This window comes from Variovorax sp. P1_G12 (assembly GCF_056405555.1).
In genome coordinates this window covers 86,047-98,291 of the sequence record NZ_JBFUBW010000006.1, presented here as the reverse complement: position 1 = coordinate 98,291, position 12,245 = coordinate 86,047, and the positions used below count along the sequence as shown (strand labels likewise).

General features: G+C 69.2%; 5 protein-coding genes. 3 read left to right on the top strand and 2 right to left on the bottom strand.

Annotated elements, in window-relative coordinates:
* Position 1 precedes the first annotated feature (1 nt).
* Both AC1D2O_RS08770 and AC1D2O_RS08765 read right to left on the bottom strand, forming a co-directional pair.
* Entirely contained in the window at positions 2-4,294 is a 4,293-nt protein-coding gene (locus AC1D2O_RS08770) for a GAF domain-containing protein (RefSeq protein WP_478156737.1), read from the bottom strand.
* A gap of 167 nt (positions 4,295-4,461) precedes the next feature.
* Positions 4,462-5,211, bottom strand: coding sequence for a hypothetical protein (locus AC1D2O_RS08765; protein ID WP_478091879.1), 750 nt, complete (start codon positions 5,209-5,211; stop codon positions 4,462-4,464).
* 129 nt (positions 5,212-5,340) lie between these two features.
* Here AC1D2O_RS08765 and smc point away from each other — a divergent pair, with 129 nt between their 5' ends.
* The 3 genes from smc to ligA all read left to right on the top strand — a co-directional run bounded on the left by smc (position 5,341) and on the right by ligA (position 12,219).
* Entirely contained in the window at positions 5,341-8,856 is a 3,516-nt protein-coding gene (gene smc / locus AC1D2O_RS08760) for a chromosome segregation protein SMC (protein WP_478156735.1), read from the top strand.
* A 178-nt stretch (positions 8,857-9,034) separates the two neighbouring features.
* Positions 9,035-10,129, top strand: coding sequence for a cell division protein ZipA C-terminal FtsZ-binding domain-containing protein (locus AC1D2O_RS08755; protein ID WP_478088771.1), 1,095 nt, complete (start codon positions 9,035-9,037; stop codon positions 10,127-10,129).
* Positions 10,130-10,137: 8 nt separating this feature from the next.
* Positions 10,138-12,219 carry an NAD-dependent DNA ligase LigA gene (ligA, locus tag AC1D2O_RS08750; RefSeq protein WP_478088769.1) on the top strand — a complete coding sequence of 694 codons (2,082 nt, stop codon included), beginning with the start codon at positions 10,138-10,140 and terminating at the stop codon, positions 12,217-12,219.
* The last annotated feature ends 26 nt before the right edge of the window (positions 12,220-12,245 follow it).

The window sequence follows — 12,245 nt, the reverse complement described above, 5'->3', positions numbered from 1 at the left end:
GTCAGCGGTCCCCGCGTGCAGGCACATTGATCAAGGCTTCGACCAGCCGATCGACGCGGATCGGCTTGGTCAGGTAATCGTCCATGCCGGCCGAGATGCACATTTCCTGGTCGCCCTGCATGGCGTTGGCGGTCATCGCCACGATGCGCGGCCGTCGATCGGCCTCGAGCAGCGTGCAGATCTGCCGCGTCGCGTCGAGCCCGTCGAGTTCGGGCATCTGGACGTCCATCAGAACCACGTCGTAAGTCTGGCGCTGCACCGACTCGACGGCTTCGATGCCGTTGGAGGCCAGGTCGGCCCGGTAGCCCATCTGCTGCAGCAGGCGCATCGCGAGCTTCTGATTCACCACGTTGTCCTCGGCCAGCAGGATCCGCAAGGGGTGGCGCGCCCCCATCGTCGGGTCGATCTGCGGCTTGGCGCTGCCGCCCTCCGCAGGCTTGGCGACAGACTCGCGCGCGAGCAGGCTGACCAGCGTGTCGAACAGTTGCGACTGGTGGATCGGTTTCGACAGGTAGGCGTTGAACAGCGATTCGGCGTCGCCGGCCTCGCGCCGGCCCAGTGAGCTGAAGAGCACCAGGGGCAGGGCGGCGTGATTCGCGCGGATGCGGCGCGCCAGGTCGATGCCGTCCATCTCGGGCATGTGCATGTCGAGGATCGCGAGATCGAAGCGCTCGCCTTGCGCGAGCCAGCGCAAGGCCTCGGCCGGCGATTCGGTGTCGAGCGAATTCATGCCCCACCGGCCGGTCTGAAGCGCGAGCACGCGCCGGTTGGTCGCGTTGTCGTCGACGATCAGCAGGCGCTTGTCGCGCAGCTCGACCTGCACGCCGGTGACGACGCGGCGCTTGCTCGGCGGCGCATCGGAGATCGACGCTTCGATGGTGAAGAAGAAGGACGAACCCTTGCTCGGGCCCTCGCTCTCGACCCACATGGTCCCGCCCATCAACTCGGCCAGCCGCTTGCTGATCGCCAGGCCGAGACCGGTGCCGCCGTACTTGCGGGTGGTGCTCGAGTCGGCCTGCGAAAACGACTGGAACAGCCGGCCCATGCCCTCCGGCGACAGGCCGATGCCGGTGTCGCGCACGGCAAAGGTCAGGGAGACCCGCTCGGCCGCCTGGGGCTTGGCGCTGACCGTCAACACCACCTCGCCGGTCTCGGTGAACTTCACCGCGTTGCTCAGCAGGTTCAGCAGGATCTGCCGCAGCCGCGTGAGGTCGCCGCTCACGCCTGTCGGCACGCCGCACTCGAACACATAGGCGATGTCGAGCTTCTTCTCGGTCGCGCGTGTGCTGATCAGGTCGAGCGCCGACTCCACGCAGTCGCGCAGGTCGAACGGATGCGACTCGATGTCCATGCGCCCGGCCTCGATCTTCGAGTAGTCCAGGATGTCGTTGATGATGGTCAGCAGCGCATCGCCCGAATCGCGGATGGTCGAGACGTAGTCCTGCTGCTCGGCGTCGAGCGGCGTGTCGAGCAGCAGCCCGCTCATGCCGATCACCGCGTTCATCGGCGTGCGGATCTCGTGGCTCATGGTCGCGAGGAATGCGCTCTTGGCCTCGTTCGTGGCTTCGGCGGCGGCTCGCGCCTCCTTGGACTCGTTGAACAGGCGTGCGTTCTGGATCGCGATCACGGCCTGGTCGGCGAAGGTCTTCAGCAGCTTGATCTCCTTGTCGGCGAACGCCTGCGGCGGCTGGCGCGTGACGTGGATCGAGCCGATGTAGCGGCCCTCCCACATCAGGGGGGCGATCATGATCGCGTAGTTGCCCAGCAACTCGGCGATCTCGCGCATGAATGCGGGCAAGTGCTGCGCGGCGAGCGCATCCGGAACATGGAGGACGTCGGGGCCGGGCATCGCCGCGCCCGCGGGCACGATCGGCCGGGGATAGAAGCGCTCGAGCACTTCGCGGGCAGGGCCGCGATGCGCGCTCAGGTGCACCAGTCCGTCGTCGTCGACCAGCGAAATGCCCTGCTGCGTGCCGGAGAACAGGCGCTGGCAGCTCTCCAGGATCTTGTCGAACACAGGCTGCGCGTCTTCCATCGATTCGCTGATGACCTGGAGCACGTCCGCCGTGGCGGTCTGCCGCTCGAGCGCCTCGCGGGTCTCGTGGATCAGCCGCACGTTCTCGATCGCGAGCACGGCCTGGTCGGCAAACAGCTGGAGCAGGTCGATCTGCCGCTGCGGCGTCTTGCCGGGGTCCGGCCAGGCGGTGGTGATCGCGCCGATCGGCACGCCGTCCTTGAGCATCGGCGCGCAGATCAACCGGCGCCGGTTTCCGCTGTTCGCCAGCCTGCGGTCGTAGTCCGGATCCGACCACGCGTCGTCGGTGCTGAGGGCCCGTCGCTCGAGGATGGCCCGGCCGTTCATCTGGCGCGGGTCCGGCGGCGCCGGCCACACCGTGCGCGCCGCTTCCAGCGCCTGCGCGGACCAGTTGCGGGTCGCGGCCAGGCGGACCAGGTGGCCATCGAAGCTGAAGATGGCGGAAGCCGGGCCTTCGAACAACCACATGGTGCAGTCCAGGATGGCCTCGAACACCGGCGTCACTTCGGTCGGCGATTCGCTGATGACGCGCAGCACGTCGCTGACGGCGGTCTGGTACTCGAGCGACTCAGTCAGCTCGGCGGTGCGCTCCTCGACCTTGTGCAGCGCCACCTGGGTCTCGTTGAAGAGCCGTGCATTCTGGATCGCGATGACGGCCTGGTCGGCGAAGGTCTTGAGCAGCGCACGCTCGCTGGGCCTGAACGGACCGACCCTGGTGCGCTGCATGCTCAGGATGCCGATGCCGCGGCCTTCCCAGATCAGCGGCGCCGCCAGGTTCGCGTAGCTCATTCCCGCAAGCTCGGCGTTGCGACGCAGCACCAGCGGCGCCGCGGGATCGCTCAGCACATCGGCGAATTCCACGAGTTCGCCGGTCCGAAAGGAGAGTTCGGCCGAGGTGCCGGCCAGCGGCATCGGGTAGTTCGACTGCATCGACGCACTGAGGTCGGCCAGCCGTTCTTCGCTGATCGTGGCGCGGCCGGCTGCCGTCATCAACCAGCGGGTCAGCGCAAGGTGCCCCTCGGCGTCGACCATCAACAGGGCGAAGGAGCTGCCGTCGAACAGGTGCTCGCAGCATTCGAGGATCTTGTCGAACACCGGACCGGGGTCCGCCACCGAGCTGCCGATGACCTGCAGCACCTCGGCGGCGGCGCGCTGGTGGGACAGGGCCTCTTGCATCTCGCGGCCGTGGCGCTGCGTCTCGTCGAACAGGCGTGCGTTCTCCAGCGCCAGGCCCAGGCTCGCCGCCACGGTCTCGAGCAGCCGGATCTCGTGCGCCCCGAAGGCGTATTCGCGTTCGTGGTTCTGCAGCGCGATGATGCCGAGCGCGCGGTCGCTGCCGATGATCGGGACCGCGGCGATCGAATGTGCCCAGTCGGTTCCCGGTGCGGGATGGAGGCCGGCCCGGGTCTGCTCCTCGCGCGTATGGGCCACGCCGACCTGGCGCGTGTGCAGGATGCGCGCCATGGCCTCGTCGGGCTTCAATGGCCTTGCCGGTGGCTGCGGCAGGGGCATGTTGTGTTCGTAGCGGTACAGCACCTGGACCAGGTCGGTCTTGTCGTCCCACCAGACGATGTTCAGGTCGCCGGTGTGGAACAGGTCGCGCAACTTGTCGCCCACCAGTTCGATGATGGCCTGGAATCCCAGCTTTGCCGCGATGCCTTGCTGGATCCCGTTGATGAGCGTGAGTTCGTCGGTGCGCTGCATGAGCGCGCCCTTGCATTCGGTCAACTCATGCTGGAGGCTCTCGCGGACACGGAGATTGGCCAGGACCCCGGCGGCCTGGCGTGCCAGCGCGGCCAGCAAGTCGCGGTGTTTGCGGTCAAAGCGACCCAGCGTGCCTTCGGTGTCGGCATAGAGGTAGCCCCACAATTCCCCCCGCGCGACCAGCGGCGCGATCAGGCATGAGCGCTGGTCGGCCGGCTCGGCGCCCTCGGGCCCGTGCCGCAGGCTCGCCTTGCGGCTGCGGCGGGTGTCGGCGAGCCAGGGCGTGATGGCGCAGAGGAGGGCGGCGGCGTCTTCAGTGGGCGGCAGCCTCGCGCCGGCGCTGCGCAAGCCGGCTTCGGTATCGAGCACCAGCAGCAGGCGCTGGGCGCCAACGAGCCGGGCGGCTTCGTCGACCACCAGGTCGCACACCTCGCTCGTGGTGCTGAGCGCGTTCAGCCGCAGGCCGGGGTCGGCCCGCCGCTCGACCGGTTCGCGCAGTGTGCTGCCCGCGCGGGGCGCGTGCTTCGACAGGGGTCGAGACCGGGACTCAGCCATGGGGCATTTGCCTTCAGCGATCAGCAGTTTGATGCGCGAGCGGCGCACCACGGCGTGGAGTCTAGCGGCGAAGGGGGAATCTCTGCACGCGGGCGCTCGCCTCTCGCCCTTCCCGGCCGTGCCGGCCGCCGGTTGTCAGCGGCGAGCCAACGGTCGATTCGGGCCCATTACTTGGGCACCATCGACAGGAACGGCCCGAGGCTGCCCAGGAACCAGTTCTGGCTGAAGTCGAGCGCGGCGCGCCGGTATTTCTCGTCGGCCTGCGCCGCCAGCAGGTCCAGCCGCGCCACCACCTTGGAGAGTTCGCGATCGACCAGCAGATTCCGGCCGCGCTCGCTGATCTCGGTGGCCAGCAGCAGCGGCTGGCCGTCGGGCCCGGTCTTGGAGCCGATCAGCCACAGCGAGATCTCGAAATTGCGCGCCGCCCGGAAGCTGTTCTCGGCGTTCACCCCGTCGAGCATGCTCTGCTCCCAGGTGTCGCCGTTGGCCTGCTTGAGCAGCGCCGCCCAGCCGACCACCAGCGCCGCGACCCGGTCGCCCTCGTAGGGCCGGGGCGCGGTCTCGAAGGCCAGCCGGATGGCGTCGATGCCGTAGGCGCCCTGGAGCTGGGGCAGCGGCGCGTTGTGCGAGACCGCGTCCCAGGTGCGCTGGATCGCCTCGTCGGCGCTGCCGCACCACTTGCGCCATTCGCGCGGATTTCGGCGGTAGAGCGACAGCTGCACGCGCCGCACCGACTGGAGGTTGTCGCGCAGCGCGAGGTTGGCGATGCGGTTCGCGCCGCTCTGGAGCCATTCGTTGTTGGCGTAGGGCTCGGCGCGATCGGTCGAGGCACAGCCCGCCAGGGCCAGGGCCGCCGCGCCGCCGCCGATGAGCCAGGCGCGGCGGCCGAGAGACGCGGAAAGAGGGGAAACAGGCATGGTCCTCACGTTATCATCCTCGCCTCAGGGGGCGGCCTGGCCTGGGGGTGCCGGCCGTCGGAATCTGCTTACAAATCAACACCTTGGCACCCAACCTTGGCAAAACAACTGGCTTAGGGCCGACCTGACGTGCGTCTCAATTCCATCAAGCTCTCGGGCTTCAAGTCCTTCGCCGAACCCACCAATTTCCTCCTGCCCGGCCAGCTGGTCGGCGTGGTCGGTCCCAACGGCTGCGGCAAGTCGAACATCATGGATGCCGTGCGCTGGGTGCTCGGCGAGTCGCGCGCCTCCGAACTGCGCGGCGAGTCCATGCAGGACGTCATCTTCAACGGCACCACCACGCGCAAGCAGGCCAGCCGATCCAGCGTCGAGCTGGTGTTCGACAACGCCGACCACCGCGCAGGCGGCCAGTGGGCCCAGTTCGCGGAGATCGCTGTCAAGCGCGTGCTGACGCGCGACGGCAACTCGAGCTACTACATCAACAACCAGCCGGTGCGCCGGCGCGACGTGCAGGACGTGTTCCTCGGCACCGGCCTGGGGCCCCGCGCCTACGCGATCATCGGCCAGGGCACGATCAGCCGGATCATCGAATCCAAGCCCGAGGAACTGCGCCTGTTCCTCGAAGAGGCCGCCGGTGTCTCGAAGTACAAGGAGCGCCGCCGGGAGACCGAGAACCGGCTCGGCGACACGCGCGAGAACCTCACCCGGGTCGAGGACATCCTGCGCGAACTCAACAGCAACCTCGAACGCCTCGAGAAGCAGGCCGAGGTGGCGGCGCGCTACAACGCGCTCACGGGCGACGCCGCGCGCAAGCAGCATCAGCTGTGGTTCCTCAAGCGCACCGAAAGCGAAGCCGACCAGGCCAAGGTCAAGGCCGACGCCGAGCGCGCGATCAACGACCTCGAATCGCGCACCGCCGACCTGCGCCACGTCGAGGCCGACCTCGAGACCGTGCGGCAGGCCCATTACGCGGCCGGCGACCAGGTCAACCAGGCGCAGGGCAAGCTGTACGAGGCCAGCGCCGAAGTCGGCCGGCTCGAGGGCGAGATCCGCTTCGTGGTCGAAGGCCGCCAGCGGGTCGAGCAGCGCCTGGTGCAGCTGCGCGAGCAGATGGCCCAATGGGGGGCGCGCCGCGAAGACGCCGAGACCGAGATCGAAACGCTGGCCGGCCAGGGCGTGAACGCCGAGGAGCAGGCCGAACTGCTGGCCGCGCAGCTCGAGGAGCACGACGCCCGCATGCCCGAGCTCGAGGACGCGCAGCAGCGGGCCCAGAACGAAGCCAACGCCCAGCGCGCCACGGTGGTGCAGGTGCAGCAGCAGATCCAGGTGCTGGCGGCCGACCAGCGCAACATCGAGGAGCAGAGCCGCCAGCTCAACCAGCGCGCCGAGCGGCTGCGGGTCGACCAGAACGCGCTCGCGGCGCCCGACGAGGCGCGGTTGCGCGACCAGCAGGAGCAGCTCGCCGCCGCGCAGGAAGCGGCCGCCGAGGCCGACGCCCGGCTGCAGGACCTGCAGGAAACGGTGCCGCAGCTCGACGACGATCGGCGCACGCGCCAGCAATCGGTCAACACCGAAGGCGCGCGCCATGCCGAGCTCTCGGCCCGGCTCGAGGCGCTCAAGGCGCTGCAGGAAAAGGTCAAGACCGACGGCAAGCTCGCGCCCTGGCTGGCCAAGCACGGGCTCGACAGCCTGCAGGGACTGTGGAGCCGCATCCACATCGAGCAGGGCTGGGAGAACGCGCTCGAATCCGCGCTGCGCGAGCGGCTGGGCGCGCTCGAAGTCAGTCGGCTCGACATGGTCCGCGCCTTCGGTGGCGATGCGCCGCCGGCCAAGCTGGCCTTCTACAGCCCGCCGCTGGCCGGTGTGCCACAGGGTGCGGCGACGTTGCCGCGGCTGGCGGACCTGCTGCGCCTGGGCGACGCCGGCCAGCAGGCCTTGCTGTCCGAATGGCTGCACGGCTGCTTCACCGCCGCGACGCTCGAAGAGGCGCTGGCGCAGCGCGACAAGCTGCAACCCGGCGAAGTGATCTACGTCCAGAGCGGTCACGCGGTGACGGCCCACAGCGTGAGCTTCTATGCACCGGACTCCGAGCAGGCCGGCCTGCTGGCGCGCCAGCAGGAAATGGAAAACCTGGAGCGCCAGCTGCGCGCCCAGACCCTGATCGCCGACGAGTCGCGCACCGCGCTGGCGCGTGCCGAAGCCGCCTACGGCGACGCCGCTCAACGGCTCGTGACGGCGCGCCGCGAGGCCGCCGACACCCAGTCGCGCGCGCATGAACTGCAAGTCGAGACGCTGCGCCTGTCGCAGCTGGCCGAGCAGACCCGCGCGCGCAGCGAGCAGTTGTCGAACGACCTCGGCGAAGTGGTGGCACAGCTCGAGGAACTGCAGGAAAGGCGCGTCGCCGCCGAGTCGCGCTTCGAAGAGCTCGACATGCAGCTCGCCGACAGCCAGGAGCGTCACGCGCAGCTCGACGAACGCGTGATCGAGGCCGGCCGCGCGCTCACCGCCAGCCGCGAACAGCACCGCAGCCTGGAGCGCCAGGCCCAGGAAGCGACCTTCGCGCAACGCACGCTCGAAGCGCGCCGGGGCGAGCTGAGCCGCGCGATCGAAACCGCGACCCAGCAGACGGTGGCGCTGGCTGAGGAAAACGAGCGCGCCCGCGCCGAACTCGGCCGTTTGTCCGACGCGGCGGCGCAGGCGGGCCTGCAGGACGCGCTGTCACTCAAGCTGGAGCGCGAGACCGCGCTGGGCGCCGCGCGCAGCCAGTACGACGACCTGACGCTGAAGCTGCGCGCCAGCGACGAGCGCCGGCTGCAGCTGGAGCGCGAGCTCGATCCGTTGCGCCAGCGCATCACCGACTTCCAGCTGAAGGAGCAGGCGGCGCGGCTGGGCTTCGAGCAGTACCAGCAACTGCTGGCCGACGCCGAGGCCGATCTCGAGGCGGTCGCACAGTCGATCGAGACCGACAAGGTGCGCCTCACCGGCCTGCAAAGCGAGATCGACCGGCTCAACCGCGAGGTGGCATCGCTCGGCGCGGTCAACCTGGCGGCGCTCGACGAACTCGCGGTGGCGAGCGAGCGCAAGACCTTCCTCGATGCCCAGTCGGCCGACCTGAACGAAGCCATCGGTACCCTGGAGGACGCGATCCGCAAGATCGACGCCGAGACCCGCGACCTGCTCGGCGGCACCTTCAAGATCGTCAACGAGCACTTCAGCCGCATGTTCCCCGAACTCTTCGGCGGCGGTAACGCCAGGCTCATGATGACCGGCGACGAGATCCTCGACTCCGGCGTGCAGGTCATGGCGCAGCCGCCGGGCAAGAAGAACCAGACCATCCACCTGCTGTCGGGCGGCGAGAAGGCGCTGACCGCGATCGCGCTGGTGTTCGCGATCTTCCAGTTGAACCCCGCGCCGTTCTGCCTGCTGGACGAGGTGGACGCGCCGCTGGACGACGCCAACACCGAGCGCTACGCCAAGCTGGTCACCGCGATGAGCCGTGAAACGCAGTTCCTCTTCATCAGCCACAACAAGATCGCGATGGAGATGGCCGAACAGCTGATCGGCGTGACCATGCAGGAGCAGGGCGTCTCGCGGATCGTGGCGGTCGACATGGAGTCGGCCGTGTCGATGGTCGAGGCAGCTTGATGACCCCCACGCTCCTCACTTCGTGTGTCGCTGCCCCCCGAGGGGGCCGCAGGCCGCCTTGGGGCGGCCCGGCGCCGGCCTGGGTGACCCCCACGCTCCTCACTTCGTGTGTCGCTGCCCCCCGAGGGGGCCGCAGCCGCCTTGGGGCGGCCCGGCGGCGTCTGAGCCGGTGCGGTCCATGAGCAATCTCACCGTCGCCCTCGCCATCCTCGGCGGACTGGTTCTCGCCACCGTGGTCGGCTACAACACCTGGATGTCGCGCCGCAACGCGCCGCGCCAGCCCGACGCGCCGGACAGCGGGCCGGCCGAGGCCGAAGCCGCGCCCAAGGGCGAACTCGAACCGGTGCTGCACATCGACCCGCACCAGGTGTCCGGCAACGAACGGCACGAGCCGCTGTTCGACCCCGACCTGCCGGCGCCGGCGGCGCTCGCCACGCCATCGGCCGATCGGCGCGGCGGCCTCGATCCGCTGATCGACGTCATCGCCCCGGTGTCGCTCGACGGGCTGGCGTCCGGCGATGCCGCGATCGCGGCCATGCCGTCCACCCGGCGCGCGGGCAGCAAGCCGGTGGCGGTCGAGGGCCTGAATGAATTCACCGGCGAATGGGAGCCGGCGGTCGCCGGCCAGCGCTATGGCGCCTTCCAGGTCGGCGTGCAAATGGCCAACCGCACCGGCGCGCTCAACGAGATCGAATACTCCGAGTTCGTCGTCAAGGCCCAGGCCTTCGCCGATGCGCTCAACGGTGCGCCCGAGTTCCCGGAAATGCTCGACGAAGTGGCGCGGGCGCGCGAACTCGACCAGTTCGCGAGTTCGCACGATGCCCAGCTGAGCTTCGTGCTGCGCGCGCGCCACGCGGCCTGGAGCCCTGGCTACGTGCAGCAGAACGCCTCGCGCCTCGGCTTCGTGGCCGGCATGATCCCTGGCCGCATGGTGCTGCCCGCAGGTGAGCAGGGGCTGCCCGCCATCCTGGGCCTGTCTTTCGACACCCAGGCCGCGCTGGCCGACGACCCGGCCCAATCGGCGATCCGCGAGCTGACCCTGAGCCTGGACGTGCCGCAGGTCGACCGCGGCGAGCGGCCCTTCGGGCGCATGCGCGAGGCGGCCGCAGCGCTGGCGCGCGAAATGGACGGCGTGGTCACCGACAGCGACGGCCAGGCGCTGCGCGAGGAGACCATGGACGTGATCGGCGTCGACCTCGAACAGCTCTACGACACGCTCGATTCGCGCGACCTGTCGGCCGGCTCGCCCCTGGCGCGCCGATTGTTCAGCTAGGACCCCGCATGACCACACGCCAGGACGCGGCCCGCGAAGCTGCGGCGTTGAGCGAGCAGCTGCGCCGGCACGCCCATCTCTACTACGTGCTCGACGAGCCCGAGCTGCCGGACGCCGAGTACGACCGGCTGTTCCAGCGCCTGCAGGCGCTCGAAACCGAGTTCCCGGAGCTGCGCACGCCCGATTCGCCGACCCAGCGCGTCGGCGGCAAGGCGCTCGATGGCTTCGTCAAGGTGCGCCACCAGGTGCCGATGCTCTCGATCCGCACCGAGACCGACATCAGCGCCGAGGGCGCCACGCTGTTCGACGCCCGGATCCGCAAGGAGCTTGGCCTGGGCGACACCGATCCGCCGGTGGACTACACGGCCGAACTCAAGTTCGACGGGCTGGCGATCAATCTGCGCTACGTGGATGGCCTGCTGGTCCAGGCGGCGACCCGGGGCGACGGCGAGGTGGGCGAGGACGTGACCCACAACGTGCGGCTGGTCCGCGACGTGCCCGTCCAGCTCCCCGGCGATGCGCCGCCTGTTCTCGAGGTTCGCGGCGAGGTCTACATGCGGCGCAAGGATTTCGAACAGCTCAACGAAACGCAAAGGCGCCGGATCGAGAAGGGGATCAAGGGCGAGAAGACCTTCGTCAATCCGCGCAACGCGGCAGCCGGTGCGATCCGCCAGCTCGACCCCTCCATCGCGCGGCGGCGGCCGTTGAGCTTCTTCACCTACGGCCTGGGCGAAGTCACGCCGGCGGAGCAGGGCGGGCCGCGATTCGACAGCCAGATGCAAACCCTGTTGACGCTCAAGTCCTGGGGTTTCCCCGTGGCGGAGCAGACCCGGACCTGCGCAGGCGGCGACGCGCTGGCCCGCTTCCATCGCGAGATCGGTGCTTTGCGCGACAGCTTGCCCTACGAGATCGACGGCGTGGTCTACAAGGTCGACAGCATGGAGCTGCAGCGGCGGCTTGGCTTCGTCTCGCGCGAGCCGCGCTGGGCGGTGGCCCACAAGTACCCGGCGCAGGAACAGCTCACCGAGGTGCTGGCCATCGAGGTGCAGGTCGGGCGCACCGGCAAGCTGACGCCGGTGGCCAAGCTGGCGCCGGTGTTCGTCGGCGGCGTCACCGTGACCAATGCCACGCTGCACAACGAGGACGAAACCCGGCGCAAGGACGTGCGCGTGGGCGACACCGTGATCGTGCGCCGCGCCGGCGACGTGATCCCCGAGGTGGTCGGCGTGCTGCCCGAGAGCGCAGCCCGGCCCGAGGCCGAGCGCGGCCCGGTGTTCACGATGCCGCTCCGCTGCCCGGTCTGCGGCTCCGACGCGCTGCGGGAGGAGGGCGAGGTCGACTACCGCTGCACCGGCGGCCTGTTCTGCGCGGCGCAGCGCAAGGAGGCGATCCTGCATTTCGCGGCCCGGCGCGCGCTCGACATCGAAGGGCTGGGCGACAAGCTGGTCGAGCAACTCGTGGACGCCGACCTGATCCGCACGCTGCCCGACCTCTACAAGCTCGGCTTCACGACCCTGGCCGGGCTGGACCGCATGGCCGACAAATCGGCGAACAACATCGTCGAAGCGCTCGAGGCATCGAAGAAGACCACGCTGCCGCGCTTCCTGTTCGGCCTCGGCATCCGCCATGTCGGCGAGAGCACGGCCAAGGACCTGGCGAAGCACTTCGGCAAGCTCGACGCAATCATGGATGCCAGCGAAGAGCAGCTGCTGGAGGTCAACGACGTCGGCCCGGTGGTCGCGACCAGCCTGCGGACCTTCTTCGACCAGCCGCACAACCGCGAGGTGGTCGAGCAATTGCGCGCCTGCGGCGTGCACTGGGAGGAAAGCGAGCCCGCTGCCCGCGCCCCGAAGCCGTTGGCGGGAAGAACCTTCGTCATCACAGGGACTCTTCCTACGTTGAGCCGCGATGAAGCGAAGGACAAACTGGAAGAAGCCGGCGCCAAGGTTGCCGGTTCGGTGAGCAAGAAGACCGACTACGTGGTGGCGGGCGCCGAGGCCGGCAGCAAGCTCGACAAGGCGCGCGACCTGGGTGTGGCCGTGATCGACGAAGCTCGGATGCTCGAGATCCTCGCGCAGGGTCTTTCCTGAGTTTTTCGGGCTTGTCCGGTCAACAA

Excerpts from the sequence above, each read along its gene's own strand:
- AC1D2O_RS08755 (WP_478088771.1), top strand. The coding sequence starts at position 9,035 with ATGAGCAATCTCACCGTCGCCCTCGCCATCCTCGGCGGACTGGTTCTC.
- AC1D2O_RS08770 (WP_478156737.1), bottom strand. The coding sequence starts at position 4,294 with ATGGCTGAGTCCCGGTCTCGACCCCTGTCGAAGCACGCGCCCCGCGCG.
- AC1D2O_RS08765 (WP_478091879.1), bottom strand. The coding sequence starts at position 5,211 with ATGCCTGTTTCCCCTCTTTCCGCGTCTCTCGGCCGCCGCGCCTGGCTC.
- ligA (WP_478088769.1), top strand. The coding sequence starts at position 10,138 with ATGACCACACGCCAGGACGCGGCCCGCGAAGCTGCGGCGTTGAGCGAG.